Origin of the sequence: Shinella sumterensis (genome assembly GCF_004514425.2) — a bacterium.
In the GTDB taxonomy this organism is placed as follows: Bacteria; Pseudomonadota; Alphaproteobacteria; order Rhizobiales; family Rhizobiaceae; genus Shinella; species Shinella sumterensis.
Genome location: NZ_MYFN02000002.1, coordinates 244,955 through 270,439, shown reverse-complemented (window position 1 = coordinate 270,439; position 25,485 = coordinate 244,955). Strand labels below are relative to the sequence as shown.

General features: G+C 63.8%; 25 protein-coding genes. 19 read left to right on the top strand and 6 right to left on the bottom strand.

The genetic code is table 11. The annotated features are described in order from the left end of the window. Positions 1-40: 40 nt before the first annotated feature. From B5M41_RS05045 to B5M41_RS05020, 6 genes are all read left to right on the top strand, one after another. Positions 41-244, top strand: coding sequence for a YdcH family protein (locus B5M41_RS05045; protein WP_134645846.1), 204 nt, complete (start codon positions 41-43; stop codon positions 242-244). Positions 245-295: 51 nt separating this feature from the next. Further along, entirely contained in the window at positions 296-763 is a 468-nt protein-coding gene (gene purE / locus B5M41_RS05040) for a 5-(carboxyamino)imidazole ribonucleotide mutase (protein ID WP_134646227.1), read from the top strand. Then, positions 760-1,818 (top strand): 5-(carboxyamino)imidazole ribonucleotide synthase, encoded by a 1,059-nt coding sequence (locus B5M41_RS05035; protein ID WP_134645849.1) that lies wholly within the window; start codon positions 760-762, stop codon positions 1,816-1,818. The genes purE and B5M41_RS05035 overlap by 4 nt, the downstream gene beginning before the upstream one ends. Before the next feature lie 168 nt (positions 1,819-1,986). Continuing rightward, entirely contained in the window at positions 1,987-2,112 is a 126-nt protein-coding gene (gene ykgO, locus B5M41_RS05030; protein ID WP_024271182.1) for a type B 50S ribosomal protein L36, read from the top strand. A 74-nt stretch (positions 2,113-2,186) separates the two neighbouring features. Beyond that, positions 2,187-2,807 (top strand): tetratricopeptide repeat protein, encoded by a 621-nt coding sequence (locus tag B5M41_RS05025; RefSeq protein ID WP_134645851.1) that lies wholly within the window; start codon positions 2,187-2,189, stop codon positions 2,805-2,807. A gap of 89 nt (positions 2,808-2,896) precedes the next feature. Beyond that, positions 2,897-3,925 (top strand): alpha/beta fold hydrolase, encoded by a 1,029-nt coding sequence (locus B5M41_RS05020; RefSeq protein ID WP_134645853.1) that lies wholly within the window; start codon positions 2,897-2,899, stop codon positions 3,923-3,925. On the opposite strand, the gene pyk is transcribed toward B5M41_RS05020, so the two are convergent. Next, positions 3,912-5,351 carry a pyruvate kinase gene (gene pyk, locus B5M41_RS05015; protein ID WP_134645855.1) on the bottom strand — a complete coding sequence of 480 codons (1,440 nt, stop codon included), beginning with the start codon at positions 5,349-5,351 and terminating at the stop codon, positions 3,912-3,914. The genes B5M41_RS05020 and pyk overlap by 14 nt on opposite strands. Continuing rightward, on the bottom strand, positions 5,351-5,779 hold the full coding sequence (locus B5M41_RS05010) for a DUF1036 domain-containing protein (protein WP_134646229.1): 429 nt from the start codon (positions 5,777-5,779) through the stop codon (positions 5,351-5,353). Before B5M41_RS05010 ends, pyk begins: the two co-directional genes overlap by 1 nt. 243 nt (positions 5,780-6,022) lie before the next feature. On the opposite strand from B5M41_RS05010, the gene B5M41_RS05005 reads away from it, so the two are divergent. The 3 genes from B5M41_RS05005 (at position 6,023) to B5M41_RS04995 (ending at position 7,505) form a co-directional block, all read left to right on the top strand. Next, on the top strand, positions 6,023-6,811 hold the full coding sequence (locus B5M41_RS05005; protein WP_134645857.1) for an N-formylglutamate amidohydrolase: 789 nt from the start codon (positions 6,023-6,025) through the stop codon (positions 6,809-6,811). Positions 6,812-6,821: 10 nt separating this feature from the next. Next, a complete protein-coding gene (locus B5M41_RS05000; RefSeq protein WP_134645859.1) occupies positions 6,822-7,127 on the top strand; it encodes a DUF1244 domain-containing protein in 306 nt (101 codons plus the stop codon). A gap of 111 nt (positions 7,128-7,238) precedes the next feature. Next, positions 7,239-7,505, top strand: coding sequence for a DUF2312 domain-containing protein (locus B5M41_RS04995; RefSeq protein ID WP_134645861.1), 267 nt, complete (start codon positions 7,239-7,241; stop codon positions 7,503-7,505). Positions 7,506-7,579: 74 nt separating this feature from the next. On the opposite strand, the gene B5M41_RS04990 is transcribed toward B5M41_RS04995, so the two are convergent. Next, a complete protein-coding gene (locus B5M41_RS04990) occupies positions 7,580-9,352 on the bottom strand; it encodes a DUF882 domain-containing protein (protein WP_134646231.1) in 1,773 nt (590 codons plus the stop codon). A 196-nt stretch (positions 9,353-9,548) separates the two neighbouring features. Next, positions 9,549-11,075, bottom strand: coding sequence for a sigma-54-dependent transcriptional regulator (locus B5M41_RS04985; protein ID WP_134645863.1), 1,527 nt, complete (start codon positions 11,073-11,075; stop codon positions 9,549-9,551). Between the two features lie 165 nt (positions 11,076-11,240). Here B5M41_RS04985 and B5M41_RS04980 point away from each other — a divergent pair, with 165 nt between their 5' ends. The 9 genes from B5M41_RS04980 (at position 11,241) to B5M41_RS04940 (ending at position 21,927) form a co-directional block, all read left to right on the top strand. Beyond that, a complete protein-coding gene (locus B5M41_RS04980; RefSeq protein WP_134645865.1) occupies positions 11,241-13,088 on the top strand; it encodes a M3 family oligoendopeptidase in 1,848 nt (615 codons plus the stop codon). 27 nt (positions 13,089-13,115) lie between these two features. Continuing rightward, positions 13,116-14,276, top strand: a complete 1,161-nt coding sequence (locus B5M41_RS04975; RefSeq protein WP_134645867.1) for an aminodeoxychorismate synthase component I — start codon at positions 13,116-13,118, stop codon at positions 14,274-14,276. After that, the gene (locus B5M41_RS04970) at positions 14,261-14,923 is read left to right on the top strand and encodes an aminotransferase class IV family protein (RefSeq protein ID WP_230639995.1); all 663 of its coding nucleotides are present in this window, start codon (positions 14,261-14,263) and stop codon (positions 14,921-14,923) included. The genes B5M41_RS04975 and B5M41_RS04970 overlap by 16 nt, the downstream gene beginning before the upstream one ends. A gap of 164 nt (positions 14,924-15,087) precedes the next feature. After that, positions 15,088-16,539 carry a homospermidine synthase gene (locus B5M41_RS04965; RefSeq protein WP_134645871.1) on the top strand — a complete coding sequence of 484 codons (1,452 nt, stop codon included), beginning with the start codon at positions 15,088-15,090 and terminating at the stop codon, positions 16,537-16,539. Positions 16,540-16,714: 175 nt separating this feature from the next. Then, complete coding sequence (gene omp10, locus B5M41_RS04960; protein ID WP_134645873.1) at positions 16,715-17,086, top strand: outer membrane lipoprotein Omp10; 372 nt, start codon at positions 16,715-16,717, stop codon at positions 17,084-17,086. Positions 17,087-17,293: 207 nt separating this feature from the next. Further along, the gene (locus tag B5M41_RS04955) at positions 17,294-19,165 is read left to right on the top strand and encodes a 5'-nucleotidase C-terminal domain-containing protein (protein WP_134645875.1); all 1,872 of its coding nucleotides are present in this window, start codon (positions 17,294-17,296) and stop codon (positions 19,163-19,165) included. Positions 19,166-19,302: 137 nt separating this feature from the next. Beyond that, complete coding sequence (gene hemH / locus B5M41_RS04950; protein ID WP_134645877.1) at positions 19,303-20,337, top strand: ferrochelatase; 1,035 nt, start codon at positions 19,303-19,305, stop codon at positions 20,335-20,337. Between the two features lie 94 nt (positions 20,338-20,431). Beyond that, positions 20,432-21,466 (top strand): SPFH domain-containing protein, encoded by a 1,035-nt coding sequence (locus B5M41_RS04945; protein WP_134645880.1) that lies wholly within the window; start codon positions 20,432-20,434, stop codon positions 21,464-21,466. 2 nt (positions 21,467-21,468) lie between these two features. Then, complete coding sequence (locus B5M41_RS04940; RefSeq protein WP_134645882.1) at positions 21,469-21,927, top strand: NfeD family protein; 459 nt, start codon at positions 21,469-21,471, stop codon at positions 21,925-21,927. Between the two features lie 3 nt (positions 21,928-21,930). Here B5M41_RS04940 and B5M41_RS04935 read toward each other — a convergent pair whose 3' ends face one another. Next, positions 21,931-22,926, bottom strand: a complete 996-nt coding sequence (locus B5M41_RS04935; protein WP_134645884.1) for a KpsF/GutQ family sugar-phosphate isomerase — start codon at positions 22,924-22,926, stop codon at positions 21,931-21,933. A gap of 130 nt (positions 22,927-23,056) precedes the next feature. Here B5M41_RS04935 and B5M41_RS04930 point away from each other — a divergent pair, with 130 nt between their 5' ends. Continuing rightward, positions 23,057-24,577 carry an outer membrane beta-barrel protein gene (locus B5M41_RS04930; RefSeq protein WP_167718733.1) on the top strand — a complete coding sequence of 507 codons (1,521 nt, stop codon included), beginning with the start codon at positions 23,057-23,059 and terminating at the stop codon, positions 24,575-24,577. Positions 24,578-24,580: 3 nt separating this feature from the next. On the opposite strand, the gene galU is transcribed toward B5M41_RS04930, so the two are convergent. Continuing rightward, the gene (gene galU / locus B5M41_RS04925; protein WP_134645888.1) at positions 24,581-25,468 is read right to left on the bottom strand and encodes a UTP--glucose-1-phosphate uridylyltransferase GalU; all 888 of its coding nucleotides are present in this window, start codon (positions 25,466-25,468) and stop codon (positions 24,581-24,583) included. Between the last annotated feature and the right edge of the window lie 17 nt (positions 25,469-25,485).

Below are 25,485 nucleotides of genomic sequence, written 5' to 3'. Positions count from 1 at the left end.
AGCGGGCCAACCGCTGTTTCCGACGACGGGGAAAAGCAGCATGGCAGATCAGGACCAGGCGGAATTGCGGCTTGCGGTCGCACGGCTTCGCCAGGAGCATGAAGATTATGACGCAGCCATCAACGCCATGATCCAGACCGGCTGCGAAGCCCTGAGAATCCAGCGCATGAAGAAGAAGAAACTGGTCCTGAAGGACAAGATTTCCAAGCTGGAAGACCAGATCATTCCCGATATCATCGCCTGAACCGGACGAGACGCCTTGGACACCACAGAAACGCCCCCCGTCGCCATCATCATGGGTAGCCAGTCCGACTGGGAGACGATGAAGAATGCCGCCGACACGCTCGATGCGCTCGGCGTGGATTACGAGGCTCGTATCATTTCGGCGCATCGCACGCCCGAGCGGCTCTACAGCTTCGCGCGCGGCGCCAAGGCCGAGGGTTTCAAGATCATTATTGCCGGTGCCGGCGGCGCAGCGCACCTTCCCGGCATGGCCGCGGCCATGACGCCGCTGCCGGTGTTCGGCGTGCCGGTCCAGTCCAAGGCGCTTTCCGGCCAGGACAGCCTGCTGTCGATCGTCCAGATGCCGGCCGGCATTCCCGTCGGAACGCTCGCCATCGGCCGCGCCGGCGCCGTCAATGCTGCGCTGCTGTCGGCTGCGGTCCTGGCGCTCAACGACCCGGAACTCGCCCATCGCCTCGACGAATGGCGCGAGGCACAGACGAACACGGTGGCGGAATATCCCGTGGACGGCCCGCTATGACCGCACGCACGATCGGCATCATCGGCGGCGGCCAGCTCGGCCGCATGCTCGCCATGGCGGCTGCACGTCTCAACCTGCGCACCGTCATCCTTGAGCCGCAGGCCGATTGTCCGGCAGCACAGGTGGCGAACGGCCAGATCGTCGCGGCCTATGACGACGCCGACGCGCTCGCCGAGCTCGCCCGCATCTGCGACGTCGTCACCTACGAATTCGAGAACGTGCCCGTCGCCGCCGCCCAGGCGCTGGCCGCCGCCGTTCCGGTCTATCCGCCGCCGCGCGCATTGGAAGTCTCGCAGGACCGGCTGGTCGAAAAAAGCTTCATCCGTGACTGCGGCATCCTCACCGCCGATTTCGCTGCCGTCGACAGCCAGGGCGACCTCGAGGCCGCCCTCGATCACTTCGGCGGCGTCGGCGTGCTCAAGACGCGACGGCTCGGCTATGATGGCAAGGGCCAGCGCGTCTTCCGCTCGCCGGCCGAAAACCGCGATGGCGCTTTCGAGGCGCTGGGCGGCGTGCCGCTGATTCTCGAAAGCCTCGTGCCCTTCGAGCGCGAGATCTCGATCATCGCCGCGCGCGATCGTGACGGCACCATCGCCTGCTACGATCCGGCGGAGAACGTTCATACCAACGGTATTCTCCACACCTCCACCCTGCCCGCCCGGGTGAGCGAGGCGACGGCGGATCTCGCCCGCAAGGCTGCCCGCGCCATTCTCGACAATCTCGGCTATGTGGGCGTTATCGGCGTCGAGTTTTTCGTGCTGCCGGATGGCGGGCTCGTGGCCAACGAAATCGCGCCGCGCGTGCACAATTCCGGCCACTGGACGGAAGCGGCCTGCGTGGTATCGCAGTTCGAGCAGCATATCCGCGCCATCGCCGGCCACCCGCTCGGCGACCCGCGCCGCCACTCGGATTGCGTGATGCAGAATCTCATCGGCGACGATATCGACGACGTTCCCGCCTGGCTCGCCCGCCCCGGCGTGCTCGTGCATCTCTACGGCAAGACGGAAGCCCGTCCGGGCCGCAAGATGGGGCATGTCACCCAGATTTTCGATTGAGAGAGGCTGGAAAACCGGCCATCGTCGCGGAAAACCCGGCGCCTGTGGTTGACAGCGGAAATGTCACGGGTTACATGCCTGCCCAACCTGAAAGCGCGCCCGAAACGGCGCGTTTTTGATTGAGGAAATCCGGCGAGTCCATCGCCCTGCAATACGCGGATCAGAAAAATGAAGATCAAGAATTCGCTCAAGTCGCTCAAGGCTCGCCACCGCGAGAACCGCCTTGTTCGCCGCAAGGGCCGCATCTACATCATCAACAAGCAGAACCCGCGCTTCAAGGCTCGTCAGGGCTGATCGCGTCTGCCTGTCCCCTCGTGCGGACAGTGATGATCGAAAAACTGTTTGAAGTTGCGCGCTGGCGGTTTACCATGACCGCCATGCGCTTTTTCTCGTTTCCCGTATTGCTCCTTTCGTTCGCCGTTGCCGGCACGGCTCCGGCCGCTGCATGGGCACAGCAGCCCGACAAGGTCTCCGTCGATCCATCGTCCGGCGGTGCCTTCACGACTCAGGCACAGCGTGTGGACAAGCTTTTCGTCGAGTTGAAGCGCGAGGGCGATCCCGACAAGGCGAAAGGCATTGCCAACCAGATCCGCCGCGAGTGGCAGGATTCCGGCAGCGCCACCATCAACTTCCTCATCCAGCAGTCGGACAAGGCCGTCGAAGAAAACCGGAACGCCGCCGCGCTCGATTTCCTCGATGAGGCGATTCGCCTGCGGCCCGACTATGCGGAGGGCTGGAACCGGCGCGCCACGCTGCATTTCAAGATGGGCAACTATCGCAAGTCGATGTCCGACATCAACCAGGTCCTGCGGCTTGAGCCCCGCCACTTCGGCGCGCTCGCCGGCATGGCGGGCATCATGACCCAGACCGGGCGGGACGAGCTGGCGCTGAAAGCCTGGGAGCGTTTCCTCCTTGTCTATCCGACCGAGCGGCAGGCGCAGAAGGCGCTCGGTGAACTCGCCGAAAAGCTGACGGGACAGAGGACCTGACCCGCGGGTGATCCGCCATCGCTCCGTCCTCGTAAAAGCGCTGTAGACCAGACAGCGTTATCCCCTTCTCCATGCAGCGCCGCGCCTCCATGCTGACAGCCCTCCTCGCCGTCCCCTTTGCCCTGGCGCTTGCCGGCTTTCTCTTCAGCGCATGGCAGACGCAGTCTCTCGAACGGCGTTACGGCAATGTCGGCGAACGCATCGATATCGGCGGCATGCGCATGAACAGCGTGTTCGTGCCCGCCGGCGGAGAGGCCGACCTGCCGCCGATCGTCTTCATCCACGGCGCAAGCGGCAATCTGCGCGACCCCATGCACGCCTTCCGTCCGGCGCTGGAGGGCCGGGCCGACCTGCTATTTCTCGACCGGCCCGGCCACGGCTATTCCGACCGTGGCGGCCCTGAAAACGCTCGGCCCGACGGGCAGGCCCGCGCCATCGCCCGCCTGATGGAGGCGCGCGGCATGGAGCGGGCGATCATCGTCGGCCACTCCTTCGGCGGCGCCATCGCTGCGAGCTTCGCACTGGAACATCCGGAGAAGACCGCCGGCCTGCTTTTCCTCGCCCCCGCGACCCATCCCTGGCCGGGCGGTGTCGACTGGTACTATGACATCGCGAAGCTGCCGGTGGTCGGCTGGCTGTTCAGCCATATCGTGGCGATGCCGGCCGGCCTTACGCGCATCGAAAGCGGATCGCTTTCCGTCTTCGATCCGAATCCGCGGCCGCTGGATTATGTCGATGCGACGGGCCCCGCCCTGGTGTTGCGTCCGGCGACGTTCCGCAACAATGCGATCGACGTTGCGAGCCTGCTTGACTATGTCCGCCGCGTGCAACCCCGCTATCGGGAAATCCGTACGCCCACGGTTATCGTCACGGGCGATTCGGACGGGATCGTTTACGAGGAAATCCATTCCCGCGGGCTGGCCCGCGACATTGCCGGATCGGAACTCGTCTGGATCCGCGACCTCGGTCACAAGCCGGATTACATCGTGACCGACCTCGCGATCGAGGCCATCGAAAAGATCGCCGGTCGCGATCGCGACCTCCAGGAATCAGCAAGGCGGGCCGAAGCCCGCCTTGCCAAGGACGTCACGGATAGCCTGCGGCTCAGACGCCGCTGACGCCGTCGGCTCCGATATAGGCGATGCGCAGCATGTTCGTGGCGCCCGGTGTGCGCAGGGGAACGCCGGCCGAGATGATGATGCGGTCGCCCGGCTTGCCGAACTCCTCGGCCACGACGATGCGGCAGGCGCGGTTGACCATGTCGTCGAGGTCCTCGGCATCGCCCGTGACGACGCAGTGCAGACCCCACACGACCGAAAGACGGCGGGCCGTCTCGATGACCGGCGACAGCGCCAGGACCGGAACCTCGGGCCGCTCGCGGGCGGCGCGCAGTCCCGTCGTGCCCGACGAGGTGTAGCAGACGATGGCCGACAGCTGCAGCGTCTCGGCGATCTGGCGCGCGGCAAGCGAGATGGCGTCGGCGCCCGTGGCTTCCGGCGTCGAACGCTGCGCGTAGATGATGCCGGGATAATGCGGATCGCGCTCGACCGTGCTGGCGATGGACGCCATGGTGGAGACAGCCTCGATCGGATAGGCACCGGAAGCGGACTCGGCCGAAAGCATCACGGCGTCGGCGCCTTCGAACACCGCGGTCGCGACGTCGGAAACCTCGGCGCGGGTGGGCACCGGCGCGGAGATCATCGATTCCAGCATCTGGGTCGCAACGACGACCGGCTTGCCGGCGCGGCGGCAGGCACGTATGAGCTGCTTCTGGATGCCCGGCACGGCTTCGAGCGGCATTTCCACGCCGAGGTCGCCACGCGCCACCATCAGCGCATCGGAAAGCTCGATGATTTCATCGATGCGCTCGACGGCCTGCGGCTTTTCGATCTTGGACATCAGGCCGACGCGGCCGCGCGCGATCTTGCGCACTTCCACGAGGTCTTCCGGGCGCTGGATGAAGGAAAGCGCGACCCAGTCGACGCTGCCGGTCGCCAGCACGGCGTCGAGGTCGACGCGGTCCTTCTCCGTGAGTGCGCCGACACCGAGCAGCGTATCGGGCAGGCTCACGCCCTTGCGGTCGGAGATCTTGGTGCCCGAAACGACGGTACAGACAATCGCCTTGCCGTCGGCGCTTTCGGCGCGAAGATGCAGCTTGCCGTCGTCGATGAGGAGCCGGTCGCCGGCCTTGACGGATTCCAGGATTTCCGGATGCGGCAGGAAAACGCGGGTGTTGTCGCCGGGCTCGTCACGGTTGTCGAGCGTGAAGGTCTGTCCGGGCGTGAGTTCTTCCGATCCCTTGGCGAACTTGCCGACGCGCAGCTTCGGGCCCTGAAGGTCGGCGAGAATGCCGATCGGGCGGCCGCAACGGGCCTCGACAGCGCGGATGCGGCTGATCAGCGTGCGCATGAGGTCATGGCTGGCATGGCTCATGTTGATGCGGAACAGGTCTGCTCCCGCCTCGTGCAGCTTCTGGATCATCTGCTCTTCAGCCGATGCGGGTCCGAGCGTGGCGAGGATTTTGACTTTTCTGTTCCGTCTCATCAGTTCTGGCTTTCCTGCGTGCCGGGCGTATCGGAAAGCTGTACCATCCAGCTTCCCTGCCGCCCCGTGTCATATTCCTTGAAGCCCATGCGCTGGAACCCGCGTGCGAAGCAGTCTTCGACACCGGTGACCTTGAACTCGTTTTCGGCGACGCACATGTTGACGTCACCGGTCCAGCGGCCGCCGCGGGCGGCGTCTTCGGCATAGAGATAATAGTAGCGCGATTGCAGCTCGCCCTCGATCAGCGTCGCGCAGGTCGTGGCGGGCACCTGCCACCAGCCTTCGCTGATCCAGCCCTCCTTGGCGCGATAGCCGATGGCGACGCCAACCAGGTTCTGGGTTCCGTTGCACACACGGAACTCCGCCTTTGCGGCATCGGGAACGGAAAGGGCGAAAAAAGCCGATGCGAGAAAAAGACCGGCCTGCAGAAGGCCGCTGGCTTTCGGGAAAAACGGGCGTTTGCTCTTGGTTCTCACGGCTTCCAATGGAACTCCGTTGATTTGAATATGCGCTTTCTTGCGACGGCGGGGCATGAATGTCAACGCAACACTAATCGATTACATTTTAACGACAACGCAGTGAATCCTTCCGGCGGGCGAGGCCACACTTCTTGCGGGCAACACCACCCCGTGCGATCAATCGGCTTGTGTGACACGCAGACGGCAAGAGACATGCTGGACCATCCTCCTTTCGAAATCATCGATGGCGACCTTTCACTCGGGCTCGTCATCCTGGCGGACCATGCCACCAATCTCGTGCCCGCGCGCTACGGCCGCCTCGGCCTGCCGGAAAGCGCCTTCGAACGCCACATCGCCTACGACATCGGCGTCGAGGGCGTCGTTCGGGGCCTCAACCGGCGTCTGAACGCGCCTGTGGTCATGAGCCGCTTTTCCCGCCTGCTGATCGATCCCAATCGCGGCGAGGACGACCCGACGCTCGTCATGCGCATTTCCGACGGCGCGATCGTTCCAGGCAATCACCCGATCACGCCGGAAGAATGGCAATATCGCCTCGATACCTATCATCGCCCCTATCACGATGCGGTGTCCAGCACGATCGCCGCCGTCACCGAGAAGACCGGCAAGGCACCGCTCGTTCTGTCCATGCACTCCTTCACACCCGCCTGGAAAGGTGTTGCGCGTCCCTGGCAGGTCACGGTGCTGTGGGATAGTGACCATCGTGCCGTACGCCCGCTGCTTGCGGCACTGGAGGCACCGGGCGACGTGGTGGTCGGCGACAACGAACCCTATGACGGCGCGTTGCGCGGCGACACCATGTTCCGCCACTGTATGAAGCCGGGGATCGCGCACGCGCTCATCGAGATCCGCCAGGACGAGATCGGCGATGCCGCGGGGATCGCGCGATGGGCCGATCGCCTGGCACCGATATTCGCGCGGTTGAATGCAGACGAAAGCCTGCACACATACGAGATATTCCCGTCCCGCACGGGACCTTACTGAGGCCGAGACCATGACCGAACTGAGCAAAGAGCAGCAGACCGAATTCGAGGCGGCCGCCTTCCGCCGGCTGGTGAAGCACCTGCGCGAGCGCACCGACGTGCAGAACATCGACCTGATGAACCTCGCCGGCTTCTGCCGCAACTGCCTGTCGAACTGGTATCGCGATGCGGCGAACGAAGCCGGCGTGCCGCTCGACAAGGAAAGCTCCCGGGAGATCGTCTACGGCATGCCCTATGAGGAATGGCGCGACCGCTATCAGCGCGACGCCTCCGACGCGCAGAAGACCGCCTTCGAGGCCAACCGCCCGAAGGAATAGGCGACACCGTTGCGAAAATCCTGAAGGACTGCGCGATAGGTCTTGATCTTGCCGGAAGTTCACGGCAAGTCACGGCCCTCACGAGTTTCTAGCCCACCCAAGGAGAACATCATGTCGGATGCCCACGGCGTCGCACGCGACCAGCTTCGCGCTTTCATCGAACGCATCGAGCGTCTCGAAGAAGAAAAGAAAACCATCGCCGACGACATCAAGGACGTCTATGGCGAAGCCAAGGGTACCGGCTTCGACACCAAGATCCTGCGCAAGGTCATTCAGATCCGCAAGCAGGACAAGGACGAGCGCATGGAGCAGGAAGCCATCCTCGACACCTACCTGCAGGCCCTCGGCATGATCGAGCTGCCGCCGAACGCCGAATAAGCCGAAACATCAGTGCCAAGAAAAAACCCCGCGGATCGCTCCAGCGGGGTTTTTCTTTGAGGCGTGGGACGGGCCTAGTTTTCAGCCCGATCGAACTTGCGCACTTCCATGAAGTTCACCGCCGTTCCGCTGAAACGGCCCGAGTCCACGGACCTGCCCTCCGGCTGGAAGCCGGCGAGATAGACCGTCGTCGGCGCGGCGCGCAACGTACGGCTGACGAAACGGGGCGCCTTGACCGGCTTGGCATTCGTCGAGACGCTGTCCTGGGCCAGCGCCCATTGCGACAGGATCTTCTGCGTTGCCTTCGGCTCCGTGCGGATGGCGCCACGGTTCGCGGCTTCGGCATCCTTCTTCTTCGGACGACCGCCCTTCGTGGGGATTTCTTCGGCCGCGGCATTGTTTTCAAAGGCGTCGACGCCGGAAAGCGAGCGGGTCGCACTACGATCGGATGCAAGTGCTGCCATCTCGACCGGATCGCCCTCCACACCGGTGGCTGGCGAACCGAGCGCGGCAAGGCCGGAACGGTCGGCGGACGTCGGCAGCGCGACATCCGCTTCCGCGGCAGCCATCAGTGCCGTCTGCGACTTGTCGAGCTCGACCTGCGGACGCAGGCCCGGCACGGGAACCATCGCCAGTTCCTCCGCATCCTCCGTCGTCGCCTCGGCGGTCATGACGGTCTCAGGCTGCGCAGGCTGGGCGTCGCCCGCCTGGCCGCGGGCACCGAGCGATACGGGAAGCGGAATCTTGTAGGCGGCGAGATCTTCGAATTCGGGCTTCTGGCCTTCCGTCGTCGCGGCTTCGAGGGCTGCCACGGCGCCGCTCGTCGTCGGCGCGACGAGGGCAAGCTCGCTTGCGGTCTCGTTCGACTTGAAGGCGGGACGGCTGCCCGGAACCGGCGCGGTGAAGGCGACTTCCGTTTCGGCCGCGACGGCGACAGGCTGCTCGGCCTGCTGTGTCGACTTCCGGCCGGATGCCACGCCTTCGTCGAAGTCGTCGGCGATCGCCGTGGTGCTTGCGATCATTTCGGGTTCTTCATCCTCGTCGCCGCCTCCGCCGAACAGAGCGGCAAGGAAGCCGCCCTTGCGCTTGGACGCCGTCGGCGACGAACCACCGCCCGCCACCTGGATGGCGTTCGAACCGACGCGGCGCTTGTAATCGGCCACGGCCTGCTCATAGCCCGGCAGAGGCCGCCCGTCCGTGGGCACGTGCATGGTCTTGCCATCGGGGAACAGCTGGACGAGTTCCTGGCGGCTCATGCGCGGCCATGCCCGCACGCTGCCGACATCGAGATGCACGAAGGGCGAGCCGGATGTCGGGTAATAGCCGACCCCGCCCACCTGGAATTTCATGGCGGTGGCGCGCAGCGTCGAGAGCTTCACGCCGGGAATGTAGAAGTCCATCGCCTTGCCGAGCATGTGCTGGCTCTTCTTGGCGACGCCCTTCGAGCGCGTGCGCAGCATCGAATTGGTCGCGGGCGAACGATAGGCGGAAACGACGTTGATATAACCCGTCGCGCCGGTCTTGCGGTAGACCTCCCAGACGAGGTCGAAGAGGCGCGGGTCCATCTTCGTCGGCTCGTTGCGGCGCCAGTCACGCAGGAAGTTGTTGAGCTGCTTGAGGCCGCGCTGATCGTAGCGCCCGTTGCGCTTGAAGGTGATCTCGGCCTTTTCCTTCGTATGGATGTAATAGAGCTTGAGCGTGCGGTTGCCGCTTTCGGCCTGGACCGTCGCAGGAATGGCCGCCGGCAGGACGAGGGCAGCCGAGAGCACAGCCGTGGTCACGACCTTGGGCAGCTTATGCAATACGGTCCTGCACAGGCTGCTCAGGGAGGTCCCCGTGCGCTTCATCGATGCGAACAAATTTGCCAACTCTTTCCCCGTCCGAAGGACAACGAGCGTCCGTTGCCTCAGATGAATGCCAAATGCGGTGAGAGCATGGCAAATCGGCCACACTCATCCTCGCGCACCCGTTATAGTGAACAATCCACTAACAGGGAATAAACGGCAATCAGGAAATCTCAAGTAACGGGGATTCCAGCAGTTTTTACGCGGCTTCCTTCATCGGATCGTCAGGATCGATGCCATAGTCCTTCAGTTTCCGGTAGAGAGTCGAACGCCCGATGCCCAATTTGCGGGCAACCTGACTCATCTGGCCATGATAGAACTTCAGGGCAAAGCGGATCAGTTCCTCTTCCACATCGGCCAGCTTGCGCACATGGCCGCCCCTGTCGACGCTCGCAATGGCGTTGTCGGGTGTCGTTTCCACGGGCTCGGCGGCGCGGAAATCCGGATAGACGCCGGGCAGGCGGCTGTCCATGGAATGCTCCGGCGCACGGGCCGCCACGGCTTCGAAATTCACCCCGCCGTTTTCCGCAAGGCCGTAGCCGGGAACCTGCGCCGCGATCTGCGGGAAGTCCGTGGCCGTCAGCTCATCGCCTTCCGCCAGAACCACGGCGCGGAAGATGGCATTTTCCAGCTGGCGGATATTGCCCGGCCAGTCATAGGCCGTCAAAAGCGCCATCGCGCCGGCCGATACGCCGAGCGGCCGGGCAAGCTTCTGTTCGCCTGCGAAGCGCTGGACGAAGGCACGCACCAGGACCGGGATGTCCTCCTTGCGGCGATGCAGCGCGGGGATCGTGATCGGGAAGACGTTCAGGCGATAGTAGAGATCCTCGCGGAAGCGACCCTCGCGCACCTCGTTGATGAGGTCACGGTTGGTCGCCGAGATCAGGCGCACATTGACCTTTTGCGGGAAACGCGCGCCGATCGTCTCGATCTCGCCCTGCTGCACGGCGCGCAGCAGCTTCACCTGCACTTCGAGCGGCAGGTCGCCGATCTCGTCGAGGAACAGCGTGCCGCCGTCGGCCTCCATGAACTTGCCGGTATGGCGCTCCGTCGCGCCCGTGAAGGCGCCCTTCTCGTGGCCGAACAGGATGCTCTCGACCAGATTGTGCGGAATGGCGCCGCAATTGACGGTGACGAAGGGCTTGTTGGCCCGGTCGCTCGCGGCCTGGATGGCACGCGCCACCATTTCCTTGCCGACGCCCGACTCGCCTTCCAGCACGACCGGAATATTGGATTGCGCGGCGCGGCGGCCAAGCTCGATGACCCGCAGCATTTCCGGGCTCGCCGAGATGATGTCCTCGAAATGGATCGTCTCGGCCCGGTTGCGGCGCCCGGCGCGGCTGCGGCCTTCGCGCTGGTCCATCTTGAGCGCATTGCCGACGGCAACGCCCAGACGCTCCGGCGATACCGGCTTCACGACGAAATCGAAGGCGCCGGCGCGCATGGCCATGACGACCGTCTCGATGCCGCCCTGCCCCGTCTGCACGATGACGGGAATGGTGTTCTCGCGCTCGGCGAGCACTTCGAGAAACGCCGTACCGTTCATCTCCGGCATCATCAGGTCGAGCAGGATCACATTGATCAGGCCGCCCTTGCGATCGAGCAGATCGAGGCCCGCGCGGCCGTTTTCCGCCATATGGGCGACATGGCCGGAACGCTCGATCATGTTCTTGAGAAGCCGGCGCTGGACAGGATCGTCATCGATGACAAGAATATGGGCCGTCACTGGAACCTCCTTGCCTAAGGCACGCGTCATGCGTGCCCCGGGAAACTGAATACCGGTGGACCTTGGCAGAAAGGGTTGAACATGCCGTTTTGAGAAAGGCTTGCATTTTAACCATTGCCGACGCAAGCAGGACGCCGATCTGCCCATTCTGGAAGAGAGATAGAGATGACCCGCAATTTCCCCGAGCCCCGGATCACCTTCGCCCCGGCCGAAGCCGCCGCAAGCGCCGAACTGGGCGACCTTCCCGGCTGGAACCTCACCGATCTCTATCCTTCGCAGACTTCACCCGAATTCCAGGCCGACATGAAGAAGGCCGAAACCGATACGCTCGCCTTCGAGGCCAGATGGAAGGGCAAGCTCGACGCCGCCACCGAAAAGACCGGTGACGAGGGCATCGGCGCGGCGGTGCGCGAATTCGAGGCACTGGAAGACGTGATGGGCCGCCTCATCTCCTTTGCCGGCCTCACCTATTTCACCAATACGACCGAGCCGGCCAACGGCAAGTTCTACGGCGACATCCAGGCGAAGCTGACCGACCTCGGCGCGCATCTCCTGTTTTTCTCCCTTGAACTCAACAGGATAGCCGACGACCGCATAGAGGCTGCGCTGAAAAACGATGCGCTGGCAGCGCACTATCGCCCGTGGATAGAGGACCTGCGCAAGGACAAGCCCTACCAGCTCGACGACAAGACGGAACAGCTCTTCCTCGAGAAGTCCATGACGGGCGCGGCCGCCTGGAACCGCTTGTTCGACGAGACGATGGCATCGCTGCGCTATACGATCGACGGGGAAGAACTGCCGCTCGAAATCGCCCTCAACCAGTTGCAGTCACCTGACCGCGACGCCCGCCGCAAGGCAGCCGAAGCGCTGGCCAAGACGTTCAAGGACAACATCCGCACCTTCACGCTGATCACCAACACGCTCGCCAAGGACAAGGAAATCTCCGACCGCTGGCGCGGTTTCGCCGACATCGCCGACAGCCGCCATCTCGCCAATCGGGTCGAGCCCGAAGTCGTCGCGGCGCTGGCGGAAGCCGTGCGCAACGCATATCCGCGCCTGTCCCACCGCTACTACGCGATGAAGGCGAAGTGGCTCGGAATGGAGCAGATGGAGTTCTGGGACCGCAATGCGCCGCTGCCGGAAACGCCCGACGCGGTCATTCCGTGGAACGAAGCCCGCGACACCGTTCTTGCCGCCTACGGCGCCTTCGCACCTGAAATGGCCGATATCGCCCGGGAATTCTTCGACAAGGGCTGGATCGACGCGCCGGTTCGCCCCGGCAAGGCTCCGGGCGCCTTCGCCCATCCCACCGTTCCGTCGGCGCATCCCTATGTGCTCGTCAACTACATGGGCAAGCCGCGCGACGTGATGACGCTCGCCCATGAACTCGGGCACGGCGTGCATCAGGTTCTGGCCGGCGGCCAGGGCGCGCTGATGGCGTCCACGCCGTTGACGCTGGCCGAAACCGCTTCGGTCTTCGGCGAGATGCTGACCTTCCGCAGCCTGCTCGACAAGACCAAGGACAAGCGCGAACGCAAGGCCATGCTCGCCCAGAAGGTCGAGGACATGATCAACACGGTCGTGCGCCAGATCGCCTTCTACGAATTCGAGCGCAAGGTGCACACCGCCCGCAAGGAAGGCGAGCTCACGTCCGATCAGATCGGCGAACTCTGGCTCTCCGTGCAGGAAGAGAGCCTCGGCCCGGCGATCCGCATTTCCGAGGGCTACGAGACCTATTGGGCCTATATCCCGCACTTCATTCACTCGCCGTTCTACGTCTATGCCTATGCCTTCGGTGATTGCCTCGTGAACTCGCTCTACGCCGTCTACAGCCAGGCCGAGGCGGGCTTCCAGGCGAAATATTTCGACCTGCTGAAGGCCGGTGGAACCAAGCATCACACGGAGCTTCTCAAGCCCTTCGGTCTCGATGCGAGCGATCCGTCGTTCTGGAGCAAGGGACTGTCGATGATCGAGGGGCTGATCGACGAACTGGAAGCGCTTGATAAGGCGTAATCGAAACGGAAGCCGGACGCCGCCTGCATGACCGACCGCGAACGCTTTGTGCTCCTCAGGGACGACCGCGAGGACCGGACGGTGGTTTTCGCCGATCCGCTGGCAGTCGTTACCGTGCGGGACCGCGCCGGGTTCGAGCCGGCCTTCGCGGCGCTTCAGGCTGCGCAGGCGAAAGGCCACTGGATCGCCGGCTTCATGAGCTATGAGGCCGGCCATCTCTTCGAGGAGAAGCTCGCCCCCTTTGCCGAGGAACACCGCCCAACGCCGCTGATGAGCTTCGGCATCTTCGAAAAACCGGCGGCGGATGGCCACCCACTGGCAAGACCACGCCAACGCACCGAAAACGAGCCGTTCCTGACAGAGCCGAAGGCGGACTGGAATTTCGAGAGCTACCGCAGCCGCTTCGACCGCCTGCACCAGCATCTACGACAGGGCGACTGCTATCAGGCCAACCTCACCATGCCGATCCGCGCGCGCTGGAACGGCGATCCGCTTGCCGCCTTCTGGTCGCTGATCGAACGCCAGCCGGTGCGCTACGGCGCCTTCGTCTCCCTCGACGGCCCGAAACTGCTGTCCCGTTCGCCGGAACTCTTCTTCGACATCGACAACGACGGCTGGATCGAGACGCATCCCATGAAGGGCACGGCCGCGCGTGGCGCGAGTGCGTCCGAAGACGCCAGCATCATCGCCGCCATGCAGGCCGATCCGAAGTCGCAGGCGGAAAACCGCATGATCGTCGATCTGCTGCGCAACGATATCTCGCGCATCACCGAGGTCGGCACCCTGCATGTGCCGAAACTCTTTGCCGTCGAGACCTATCCGACCGTGCACCAGATGGTGAGCCATGTGCGGGCGAAGCTCACGCCCGGCACCACCATTCGCGAGATTTTCGCCGCGCTCTTTCCCTGCGGCTCGATCACGGGCGCGCCGAAGATGCGCGCAATGGAGATCCTGCACGACCTGGAGGACGGCCCGCGCGACGCCTATTGCGGCGCAATCGGCTTCATCGCTCCCGATGGAACCATGCGCTTCAACGTCGCCATCCGGACGGTCTCGCTGTTCGAGGACGGCAACGCGGTCTTCAATGTCGGCGGCGGCATCGTCTTCGATTCCACCGCGGAATCTGAATATGAGGAATGCCTGCTCAAGGCGCGTTTCGCCGTGGGGGACCAATGGATATCTCGCTGATCGAGACCCTGCGCTTCGAACCCGGCACCGGTTTCGTGCGGCTGGAAAGACATCTGGCGCGATTGGAGCGGTCGGCGAAGGCGCTCGGCCTGCCGGGAGCGGTAAAGGCGCACGACGCCCTGTTTGCCGCGCTACCCCCCTCTGCCCTGCCGGGTTTCTCCCCCACAGGGGGGGAGGCACAGCAACCGCCGTATCTCCGCATCCGCCTCGAACTCTTCGCCGACGGCCGGATCGACGTGCAGACCGCAGCCTTCGTACCTCTTGCGGCGGATGCCGTCTGGCGCGTCAAGCTCGCGACCACTCGCCTGGCCTCCGACGACCCGCTACTGCGCCACAAGACCTCCCGCCGTGGCCTCTACACTGCGGCCCGCGCCGAATTTCCCGCAAGCGAGGCGGACGAGGTCATCCTGCTCAACGAGCGCGGCGAGCTTTGCGAGGGCACCATCACCTCGTTCTTCCTCGATGACGGCTCCGGCATCCTGAAAACGCCTCCGCTGGCATCGGGCCTGCTTGCGGGGGTGCTGCGGGAAGAGCTGCTGGAGAGCGGCCGGGCCGTCGAAGCTGTGCTGCGCCCCGATGACATCGAAAAGAGCGACGTCCTGGTGGGCAATTCGCTGCGTGGCCTCATCCGGGCACGCCTCGCCTGAGGCTGGAATTACCGGTGCTTCCAACCGGTTAAGAATATCGCCAAGGAATTCCGTAGCAATCTTTATTGTGACAGAAAACTGTGCTCTAGCGCTGACATATTATGCTATGGGGGCCTTCGAGGCCCTTTTTCGAGCGCAAAGCGGCCGCCCCGCAGGAGAACCAAATGGCAGACAGCACCTACCCGGTACATGGCGAAATTACCGGTCCGATCGTGATGATCGGTTTCGGCTCCATCGGTCGCGGCACGCTGCCGCTCATCGAGCGCCATTTCAAGTATGACCGGAACCGGCTGATCGTCATCGAGCCGCGTGAAGATGCCGCCGATGCGGAAATCTATGCGCGCCACGGCGTCCGTCACATCAAGGCACATGTCACGAAGGACAATTACAAGACCCTCCTGAAGCCGCTGCTGACGGAAGGCGAAGGCCAGGGCTTCTGCGTAAACCTCTCGGTGGATACGGGCTCCGTCGACCTCATCAAGCTCTGCCGCAAGCTCGACGTGCTCTATATCGACACGGTGGTCGAGCCCTGGCTCGGCTTCTACTTCGACAAGGGCATGAAGAATGCCGACCGCACGAACTACGCCCTGCGCGAGACGCTGCGCAAGGAGAAGGACAAGAACCCCGGCGGCACCACAGCCATCTCCACCTGCGGCGCCAATCCGGGCATGGTCTCCTGGTTCGTCAAGCAGGCCCTCCTGAACCTCGCCAAGGACCTCGACATCAAGTTCGAAGAGCCTGCGCAGCATGACCGCGAAGGCTGGGCCAAGCTGATGAAGAAGGTCGGCGTCAAGGGCGTCCACATCGCCGAGCGCGATACCCAGCGCACGAAGAACCCGAAGCCCCTCAATACGTTCTGGAACACCTGGTCGGTCGAAGGCTTCATTTCCGAAGGCCTGCAGCCGTCCGAACTCGGCTGGGGCACCCACGAAAAGTGGATGCCGAAGAACGCCAAGAAGCACAAGAAGGGCTGCAAGGCAGCGATCTATCTGGAGCAGCCCGGCGCGAACACCCGCGTGCGCACCTGGTGCCCGACGCCCGGCCCGCAATACGGCTTCCTGGTGACGCACAACGAGTCCATTTCGATTGCCGATTACTTCACGGTACGCGACAAGGACGGTGACGTGACCTACCGGCCGACCTGCCACTACGCCTATCATCCCTGCAACGACGCCGTGCTTTCGCTGCACGAGATGTTCGGCAACGGCGGCAACCAGCAGCCCGTCCTGCACGTTCTCGACGAGAATGAACTGGTGGACGGCGTCGACGAACTCGGCGTCCTGCTCTACGGCCACGACAAGAATGCCTACTGGTACGGCTCGCGCCTCTCGCTGGAGGAGACCCGCCGCATCGCTCCCTACCAGAACGCCACCGGCCTGCAGGTGACGTCGGCCGTGCTGGCCGGCATGGTATGGGCGGTCGAGAACCCGAAGGCCGGCATCGTCGAGGCCGACGAGATCGATTACAAGCGCTGCCTGGAAGTGCAGACGCCCTATCTCGGCCCGGTCGAAGGCCATTACACCGACTGGACCCCGCTCGACGGCCGCCCGGGCCTCTTCCCGGAAGACCTCGACACGAAGGACCCCTGGCAGTTCAAGAACATTCTCGTTCGCTGATCCGCTACCCGTCACCCGCTTCAAAGACGCCCGCGGCCTGCCGCGGGCGTCTTCGCTTTCAATGGGATAATGCCGATCCGCCGGGCTGCGCGTCTTGCTTTCAAAGTCTCTTCGCGGCATGTTCGGGCGAAATGGACGGGTGCTTCGCGCCGGCCACGACCTCGGGAGACTTCAGATGAAACCAATCGCTGTCCTGGGCCTGCTTGCCGCCGCAGCAGCACTCGCTTCCTGCCAGACGGAACGCGCACCGCGCGAGATGCCGACGGCGCACCGCCCGGCTCCGACCGGCGTCGAAGGCGCATGGGTGGACCCGAACGGTATCGTATCGACCTTCGCGGCCGGCACGTTCACGACCCGCACGACCGATACCAACCAGCTCCTGGCATCCGGCACCTACATCAATACCTCGCCGACGCTCGTCGAGATCAACATGACCTCGCTCGTGCGCAACACGCAGTCGAAGGTCAATTGCGCGCTGGTCAGCCAGCAACAGCTGAACTGCACCACCTCCGCCGGTGCACAGTTCTCGCTCGCACGCCGCGCCTGAGACGCGCTGTCCTGGTTACGATCGAGGGGCCGAAAGGCCCCTTTTTCGTTGGCGCACCGATCCGGCAGAGCCGCACGCGCCCGGTTTTTTCTTGAAGTTGCCGCTGACCGGTGAAAACATTCGCCGGCTGGCTGTCATGTTCGCGGTCTATCTGAGATCGGCCAGCGTTCCGTGCTCAGAGGCGCGGCAAACAAGGAGAAGAGGACCATGACGATTTTCCGCTCCGGCCTTCTGGCCGCCTCCCTCATCGCGCTTTCCAGCGGCTCGGCTCTCGCCGACTACGAGCTGCACATCCTGCATATCAACGATCTGCATTCGCGCATCGAGGCCATCAACAAGTACGATTCCACCTGCACGGCGGAGGAAGATGGCAAGAACGAATGCTTCGGCGGCATCGCCCGCGTGAAGACGGCCATCGACAATGCGCGCAAGGCGCTGACCGATGCGAAGGCGAACGTGCTGGTGCTGGATGCCGGCGACCAGTTCCAGGGATCCCTCTTCTACACCACCTACAAGAGCCAGGCCGTCGCCGAATTCATGAACGGCATCGGCTTCGATGCGATGGCGGTCGGCAACCACGAATTCGACGACGGCCCGGAGGAGCTCGCGAAGTTCCTCGACCAGGTGAAGTTCCCGGTCATCTCGGGCAACACGGTCGCCGGCGCCGACACGCCTATCGCCAACCGGATCAAGGGCTATGTCGTCAAGGAGATCGGCGGCGAGAAGGTCGCCGTCGTCTCGGTTCTGGCGACGGATACCGGCGAGACCTCGTCGCCCGGCAAGGGCGTGTTCTTCGAGGACGAGATCACCTACCTCAAGAGCGTCATTCCGACGATCGAAGCCGAGGGCGTCAACAAGATCATCCTGCTTTCCCATGTCGGCTACAAGCGTGACCAGGAAATCGCCGCCGCCGTTGACGGCATCGACGTGATCGTCGGGGGCCATAGCCATACGTTGCTTTCCAGCACCGACGACAAGGCGGCCGGCCCCTATCCCACGCTCGTGAAGAACCCGGCCGGCGTCGAGGTTCCGATCGTGCAGGCCTATGCCTATTCGAAATATCTCGGTGAACTGAAGGTCGTCTTCGACGACGCCGGCAAGGTGAAGGCGGCAAGCGGGGCGCCCCTCCTGCTCGACGCCGCAGTAAAACCGCATACGGGCTTTGCCGCACGCGTGAAGGAACTGGGCGCGCCGATCGAGGAACTGAAGAAGAAGGAGGTCGCCGAGACGGCCGACACCATCGACGGTTCACGCGAGACCTGCCGCGCGCAGGAATGCACCATGGGCAACCTGGTCGCCGATGCCATCCTCGATCGCGTCAAGGCGCAGGGCATATCGATCGCCATCCAGAACGGCGGCGGCCTGCGTGCGTCGATCGACAAGGGCGTCGTCACCATGGGCGAGGTGCTGACCGTGCTGCCCTTCCAGAATTCGCTTGCGACGTTCCAGCTCAAGGGATCCGACGTGATCCTGGCGCTGGAGAACGGGCTCAGCGAGATCGAGGAGGGCGCGGGCCGGTTCCCGCAGGTCTCCGGCCTGAAATACACCTTCGACCGGTCGAAGCCGGCCGGCAGCCGCGTCCTTTCCGCCGAGGTGAAGGAAGGCGAGACCTTCGTCCCGCTCGATCCGGCGAAGACCTACGGCGTCGTCTCCAACAACTATATGCGTGCCGGAGGCGACGGCTATTCGGTCTTCGCAACCGCAGGGCAGAACGCCTACGACTTCGGCCCGAACCTCGAACTGGTCGTTGCGGATTATCTTGCCGCGCACCGCCCCTACAAGCCCTATACCGACGGCCGTATCGCCGAGGTCGCCGCGGCGACAGCGGCGCAACCCGCGTCGGAGGGGGCGAAGACCGCCACTGATGAGACGACAGCCGGGTCGACGCCCGCCGAGGGCGCGTCCGGCACCGCCACCGCCGGCGGCAAACATATCATCGCGCGAGGCGATACGCTGTGGGACATCGCCAAGGCGGCCTATGGCGATGGAACGCTGTGGCACCGTATCGCGGACGCCAACGGCAATCCGCGACCGCGCGCCCTACATATCGGGACGGAACTTTCCATTCCCGGAAAATAAGGACAATTTGTCTCCACATTTTCTGCCGGTCCGGTCTTTTCCGGGCCGGCATTTCTTTTTAGAACCATTCCGAACCGAACGGCCCACCGCCGCGTAGAAGAACAACGACCGAAACCCCGCACGCACAGGACCGAACCATGCAGGACAGCGCTACCGCCAAGCCCACCAGTCATCCGCCCGTCAAGCACGGCAAGGTGGGCGTTCTGCTTGTCAACCTGGGCACGCCCGACGGCACCGACTACACGTCCATGCGCCGCTACCTGAAGGAGTTCCTGACGGACAAGCGCGTCATCGAGTGGCCAAAGATCGCGTGGTATCCGATCCTCTTCGGCATCGTGCTCAACACGCGCCCCGGCAAGGTCGGCAAGGCCTATGAGATGATCTGGAACAAGGACAAGAACGAGAGCTACCTGCGCACCTACACGCGCAGCCAGGCCGAGCTGATGGCCGCCTCGCTCGCCGAACATTCCAACGTCATCGTCGACTGGGCGATGCGCTATGGCCAGCCGTCCATCGCATCGCGCATGGAGGCCCTCCAGAAGCAGGGCTGCGAACGCATCCTGCTCTTCCCGCTCTATCCGCAATATGCAGCCGCGACGACCGCGACGGTCAACGACAAGGCCTTCGAGTTCCTGCTCAAGCAGCGCTGGCAGCCGGCGCTGCGCACCGTACCGCCCTATCACGACGACCCGGCTTATATCGACGCGCTCGCCGTCTCGATCGAAAAGCATCTCGCCACGCTCGATTGGGAGCCGGAACGCGTGCTGACCTCCTTCCACGGCATTCCGCAAAGCTATTTCGACAAGGGCGACCCCTATTACTGCCAGTGCCAGAAGACCGCGCGCCTGCTGCGCGAACGGCTCGGCTGGTCGAAGGAAAAGCTGGTGGTCACCTTCCAGTCCCGCTTCGGGCCGGAAGAATGGCTGCAGCCCTATACGGACAAGACGGTCGAGAAACTGGCGCAGGAGGGCATCAAGCGGATCGCCGTGCTCAATCCCGGCTTCGTTTCCGACTGCTTGGAGACGCTGGAGGAGATCGCCGAGCAGGCCGCTGAAAGCTTCCTGCACAATGGCGGCGAGAAGTTCGCGCATATTCCCTGTCTCAATGACAGTCGCGAAGGCATGGCCGTGCTGGAAACGGTCGTGCGCCGCGAGCTTTCCGGCTGGGTCTGAGCCAGGATAAATCTTCGCCCTGAGCAAATAGACTGGTATCGCGGCACGTATTGCTTACAGTGCGCCGCGATACATGGCTGTCAGGAGAAGAAGAATGAATTTTGCAGGACTGGACATTGTCGTCATCGCCCTCGTGGTGCTGGTGGTCCTCATCCTCTTCGCCGGGATCAAGACGATTCCGCAGGGTTACCAGTACACGGTGGAGCGCTTCGGCCGCTACACCCGCACTCTGCAGCCCGGCCTCAACCTCATCATCCCCTTCATCGATCGCATCGGCGCGAAGATGAACGTGATGGAACAGGTGCTGGATATCCCCACGCAGGAAGTCATCACCCGTGACAATGCCAGCGTCTCGGCCGATGGCGTCGCGTTCTACCAGATTCTCAATCCGGCCCAAGCGGCCTATCAGGTCGCCAACCTGGAAAACGCCATCCTCAACCTCACCATGACCAACATCCGCTCGGTCATGGGCTCGATGGATCTGGACGAGCTTTTGTCCAATCGTGACGTTATCAACGACAAGCTGCTGCGCGTCGTCGATGAAGCGGCCAATCCGTGGGGTATCAAGATCACCCGCGTCGAGATCAAGGACATCGCGCCGCCGAAGGATCTGGTCGATTCGATGGGCCGGCAGATGAAGGCCGAGCGCGAGAAGCGCGCGCAGGTTCTGGAAGCCGAAGGCGCCCGCAACGCGCAGATCCTGCGCGCGGAAGGCGCCAAGCAGTCCGCGATCCTCGAGGCCGAAGGCCAGCGCGAAGCCGCCTTCCGTGACGCCGAAGCACGCGAACGCCTTGCCGAAGCCGAAGCGAAGGCGACGAAGATGGTATCGGAAGCCATTGCCGCCGGCGACGTGCAGGCGATCAACTACTTCGTCGCGCAGAAATACACCGAAGCCATGGCCGCGATCGGCAAGGCGCCGAACTCGAAGATCGTGCTGATGCCGATGGAGGCATCGTCGCTCATCGGCTCGCTCGGCGGCATCGGCGCCATCGCCAAGGAAGTGTTCGGAAACGGCCCTGCTGCGGCCGGCGGCAATCCGCAGCGTGCACGCCAGACGACTCCTGCGACGACCACGACCGCCGCTACACCCGCCTTCCGTAACCCCTTCGACACGCCGCAGGGAAGCTGAGCATGATCCAGCGCATCGTCACCGAGCTTGGCCCCTGGGCGTGGTGGGTGCTCGGCATCGTCCTCCTGATCCTCGAAGTGCTGCTGCCCGGCGTCTTCCTCGTCTGGATCGGCATTGCCGCCATCATAACGGGCGCGCTGTCGCTTCTCCTGTGGGGTGAGGCTTTCTGGGTCTGGCAGGTGCAATGGCTGGTCTTTGCCGTTCTGTCGCTGGTCGCGGCCGTCCTTGGCCGGCGCATCGTCAGCCGTAGCGACACGGCGAGCGACCAGCCCTACCTGAACCAGCGAGGCCAGAGCCTCGTCGGCCGCACCGCCACGCTCGAGCACCCCATCGCCGAAGGACGCGGCCGCATCCGGCTGGACGATACGATGTGGAGTGTGCAGGGACCGGACCTGCCGATCGGCACGCGCGTGCGCGTCACGGCCAGCAATGGCCGTGACCTCACCGTCGAGGTGGCCTGAGCCTCAGGCGACGCCGATCCGCAGGAGATCGTGGAAATGCACGATGCCGACGGGGCGAAACGCCTCGTCGGTCACGATCAGCGCCGAGATATTGTGCTGGTTGAGAAGCGCCAGCGCCGATGTCGCGAGCGTGCCCGGCTTCACGGTCTTCGGACTGCGCGTCATCACTTCGTCGACGATGAGTTCGGAGAGATTGCGCGACAGGTTGCGGGCAATGTCGCCATCCGTGACGATCCCCACGAGAAGGCCCTCGTCATTGACGACGCCGACACAGCCGTAGCGCTTCTGCGCCAGCATCAGCACCGCATCCGGCATCGACGTGCCGAGCCCCACCAGCGGGATGTTTTCGCCGCTGTGCATGATATCGCCCACGTAAGAGAGGCTCGCGCCCAGCTTGCCGCCGGGATGGAACGTCTTGAAATCGACGGCCGTGAAGCCGCGCGCCTCCAGAAGCGCCACAGCGATCGCATCGCCCAGCGACAGCTGCATGAGCGTCGATGTCGTCGGCGCGAGCCCATGCGGGCAGGCTTCCTGAACCTTGGGCAGCAGCAAAACCGTATCGGCCTCGCGCGCCAGCGCCGAGCGCTCGCCTGACGTCATGGCGATCAGCGGGATCGAGAAGCGGCGCGAATAGGAAACGATGCCCTGAAGCTCTGCCGTCTCACCACTCCAGGAGAGCGCCAGGATGACATCGTCACGGCCGATCATGCCGAGGTCGCCATGGTTGGCTTCGACGGGGTGGACGAAGAAGGAGGGCGTACCGGTGGAGGCCAGGGTTGCGGCGATCTTCACGCCGATATGCCCGGACTTGCCGATGCCGGTGACGATGACCCGGCCTGCAATGCTGCCGATCAACCGCACGGCCTCGCAGAACGCATCGTGCAGATCGCCCTGCAACGCCGTTGAAAGGGCAAGCAGCCCCGCCTTTTCCGTCTCAACGGTCCTCAGCGCAGAGGCAATAGCGCCCTCGCCATCAACATTTGCCTGTCTCTTGATCATGGCGCCTCGTTAGCGTTTTTGTCCGAACCTGTCCATGCAGAACCTTGCAGCGCCTGAGCCGCCACGGAAACCAAGCGTTAACCATGGTGATTTACGTTCGCTTAGGAATTCGAGAATCGCAGGGCCGATCATGGCGAAGGCACAGCTACAGGCACGCGGGACCCCGTGGTCACGCCCGACACGGCGTCTGGCCGCGTTGCTGCTTGCCGGCACCGTGCTTGCAACCATGCCGGCGATGGCCCAGCAAAAGGTCGTCCCCGCGTCGAGCGCCTTTCAGGACCCGCTGGCCTCGACTGACACGGAAACCGATACGGACACGAGCGCGACGGGCAGCACATCCGGTACGCCTGGGACCACCGGTGCGATACCGGCGCGCGCGCCCATGTCCGACGAGGATGCGGCCCGACTGGTGGAGACGACACCTGGCGAAAACGGCGCGTTCCTGCCGGCCGAACGTCGCACCGAGCGGCTGAACCAGCGCGAGGCCGACCTCGACAATGTGCGCAGCAATTTCGGCAATCCCTATGACCCGATCGGTATCCGCCTCGGCACCTTCATCCTGAAGCCCTCGCTTTCGCAGGGCATCAACCACGAAAAGACCAAGACCGGCTCCGTCTCGACAAGCCGTTCCTTCTGGCAGACGGGCCTGAAGGGGTCGCTTACCTCCGATTGGTCGCGCCATCAGCTGACGATCGATGCCGAGGGTATACACCAGCGCAATATCAGCGGCACCGGCGAAACCGAGCCCAAGGTCAATGTCAATGCCGACCTGCGGCTCGACCTCAGCAACGACACGATCGCCAACCTGACCGCCGGCTACGCGTTCGAGCGCGAAAGCTCCAGCGATCCCAACGCGATCAACGGCGCCACGACCCAGTCCGGCGTGCATAAATTCGCCGCCGGCGCGAGCCTGAAGCGCGATTTCGGCCTTATCCGCGGCACGATCAGCGCGGATTTCGACCGCGAGGTCTACGGCGACGCAGCACTTCAGGACGGCAGCAAGTTGGATCTCTCGGACCGCAACTTCTCGGCGGGAACGCTGACCGGTCGTGTCGGCTATGCGCTGTCGCCTGCCCTGATCCCCTATCTCGAAGCCTCGGTCGGTCGGTCGTTCTATGATCAGAAGCGGGATTCGCTCGGCTACGAACGCTCTGCCCTCACCCTCGGCGGCCGCGCAGGCGTGGAAGTCGATCTCGGCGAAAAGCTGCGCGGCGACCTAGGCCTCGGCTACAAGCGCGCGTCGTTCGATGACAGTCGCCTTGCCACACTCCAGGGCATCGCGCTGGACGGCGCCGTGTTCTGGTCGCCGCAGCGCGGTACCGATCTGCGGCTTGGCCTGCGCACGGAGCTGGAGCCGTCGACCGCCCCCGGACAGAGCGGCTATGTCGAATATACGACCGATGCGACCCTGACCCACGAACTGCGGGATAACCTCGTGGCACGGCTGACCGGCGCCTATACGTGGCGCGACTTCAAGTCCGCGACGGTCATCCCCAACCAGAGCGTCTACCTTGCGGGTGCGGGCCTGACATGGAACCTCAACCGCTGGCTCGCGCTCACGGGCGACGTCTCCTACGAACTGACCCGCCAGCGTGGTGCGGACGATACCGGCATCACGCGTGCCGGCATCGGTCTCGTCTTGCGTCGCTGAGCCTTATTTCAGACCCGCGACGAGCTCCTTCAGCGGCCCCTCGACCGAAGGACGAATATCGGCGCGCGCCAGCGCAAACGCGATATTGGCCAGGATGAAGCCATCCTTGGCACCACAGTCATAGGTCTCGCCGCGGAAATGGTAGGCGGCGAACTTCTGTTCGGTCGCAAGCTTCACCATGGCGTCGGTCAGCTGGATCTCGTTGCCCGCGCCGCGCTCCTGCGTCGACAGGATCGGGAAGATTTCCGGCTGAAGAATGTAGCGGCCGTTGATGAAGAAGTTGGAGGGCGCGGTGCCCTTCGGCGGCTTCTCGACCATCTCGGTGATGGCAAAGCCCTCGCCGACCTTCTCGCCGACGCCGACGATACCGTATTTGTGCGCCTGGTCCGGCGCGCATTCCTCGACGGCGATGACATTGGCACCGCTGTGTTCGAACAGCTCGACCATGCCCTTCATGCAGCCCTTTTCGGCCTTCATGATCATATCGGGGAGAAGCAGCGCGAAAGGCTCGTTGCCGACCAATTCGCGCGCGCACCACACCGCATGGCCAAGGCCGAGCGGCTCCTGTTGGCGCGTGAAGCTCGTCGAGCCCGCAACCGGCAGGATGCTTTCCAGAAGCGTGAGCTCGGCGGTCTTGTTGCGCTGGCGCAGCGTCTGCTCCAGCTCGACCTGGATATCGAAATAATCCTCGATGACGGCCTTGGAGCGGCCCGTCACGAAAATGAGGTGCTCGATGCCGGCGTCCAGCGCTTCATCCACCACGTATTGGATCACCGGCTTGTCCACCACGGTCAACATTTCCTTCGGCACGGCCTTGGTGGCCGGAAGGAAGCGGGTGCCGAGACCGGCCACCGGGAAGACTGCTTTGCGAACCTTGCGTGTCTGCGACATTTTTCACCTCGTTGAGC

Excerpts from the sequence above, each read along its gene's own strand:
- ykgO (WP_024271182.1), top strand. The coding sequence starts at position 1,987 with ATGAAGATCAAGAATTCGCTCAAGTCGCTCAAGGCTCGCCACCGCGAG.
- B5M41_RS04935 (WP_134645884.1), bottom strand. The coding sequence starts at position 22,926 with ATGATCAAGAGACAGGCAAATGTTGATGGCGAGGGCGCTATTGCCTCT.
- B5M41_RS05020 (WP_134645853.1), top strand. The coding sequence starts at position 2,897 with ATGCTGACAGCCCTCCTCGCCGTCCCCTTTGCCCTGGCGCTTGCCGGC.
- B5M41_RS04955 (WP_134645875.1), top strand. The coding sequence starts at position 17,294 with ATGACGATTTTCCGCTCCGGCCTTCTGGCCGCCTCCCTCATCGCGCTT.
- B5M41_RS04940 (WP_134645882.1), top strand. The coding sequence starts at position 21,469 with ATGATCCAGCGCATCGTCACCGAGCTTGGCCCCTGGGCGTGGTGGGTG.
- omp10 (WP_134645873.1), top strand. The coding sequence starts at position 16,715 with ATGAAACCAATCGCTGTCCTGGGCCTGCTTGCCGCCGCAGCAGCACTC.
- B5M41_RS04945 (WP_134645880.1), top strand. The coding sequence starts at position 20,432 with ATGAATTTTGCAGGACTGGACATTGTCGTCATCGCCCTCGTGGTGCTG.
- B5M41_RS05045 (WP_134645846.1), top strand. The coding sequence starts at position 41 with ATGGCAGATCAGGACCAGGCGGAATTGCGGCTTGCGGTCGCACGGCTT.
- B5M41_RS04980 (WP_134645865.1), top strand. The coding sequence starts at position 11,241 with ATGACCCGCAATTTCCCCGAGCCCCGGATCACCTTCGCCCCGGCCGAA.
- B5M41_RS05005 (WP_134645857.1), top strand. The coding sequence starts at position 6,023 with ATGCTGGACCATCCTCCTTTCGAAATCATCGATGGCGACCTTTCACTC.
- hemH (WP_134645877.1), top strand. The coding sequence starts at position 19,303 with ATGCAGGACAGCGCTACCGCCAAGCCCACCAGTCATCCGCCCGTCAAG.
- galU (WP_134645888.1), bottom strand. The coding sequence starts at position 25,468 with ATGTCGCAGACACGCAAGGTTCGCAAAGCAGTCTTCCCGGTGGCCGGT.
- B5M41_RS04990 (WP_134646231.1), bottom strand. The coding sequence starts at position 9,352 with ATGAAGCGCACGGGGACCTCCCTGAGCAGCCTGTGCAGGACCGTATTG.
- B5M41_RS04975 (WP_134645867.1), top strand. The coding sequence starts at position 13,116 with ATGACCGACCGCGAACGCTTTGTGCTCCTCAGGGACGACCGCGAGGAC.
- B5M41_RS04930 (WP_167718733.1), top strand. The coding sequence starts at position 23,057 with ATGGCGAAGGCACAGCTACAGGCACGCGGGACCCCGTGGTCACGCCCG.
- B5M41_RS04965 (WP_134645871.1), top strand. The coding sequence starts at position 15,088 with ATGGCAGACAGCACCTACCCGGTACATGGCGAAATTACCGGTCCGATC.
- B5M41_RS04970 (WP_230639995.1), top strand. The coding sequence starts at position 14,261 with ATGGATATCTCGCTGATCGAGACCCTGCGCTTCGAACCCGGCACCGGT.
- B5M41_RS05035 (WP_134645849.1), top strand. The coding sequence starts at position 760 with ATGACCGCACGCACGATCGGCATCATCGGCGGCGGCCAGCTCGGCCGC.
- B5M41_RS05000 (WP_134645859.1), top strand. The coding sequence starts at position 6,822 with ATGACCGAACTGAGCAAAGAGCAGCAGACCGAATTCGAGGCGGCCGCC.
- B5M41_RS04995 (WP_134645861.1), top strand. The coding sequence starts at position 7,239 with ATGTCGGATGCCCACGGCGTCGCACGCGACCAGCTTCGCGCTTTCATC.
- purE (WP_134646227.1), top strand. The coding sequence starts at position 296 with ATGGGTAGCCAGTCCGACTGGGAGACGATGAAGAATGCCGCCGACACG.
- B5M41_RS05025 (WP_134645851.1), top strand. The coding sequence starts at position 2,187 with ATGACCGCCATGCGCTTTTTCTCGTTTCCCGTATTGCTCCTTTCGTTC.
- pyk (WP_134645855.1), bottom strand. The coding sequence starts at position 5,351 with ATGAGACGGAACAGAAAAGTCAAAATCCTCGCCACGCTCGGACCCGCA.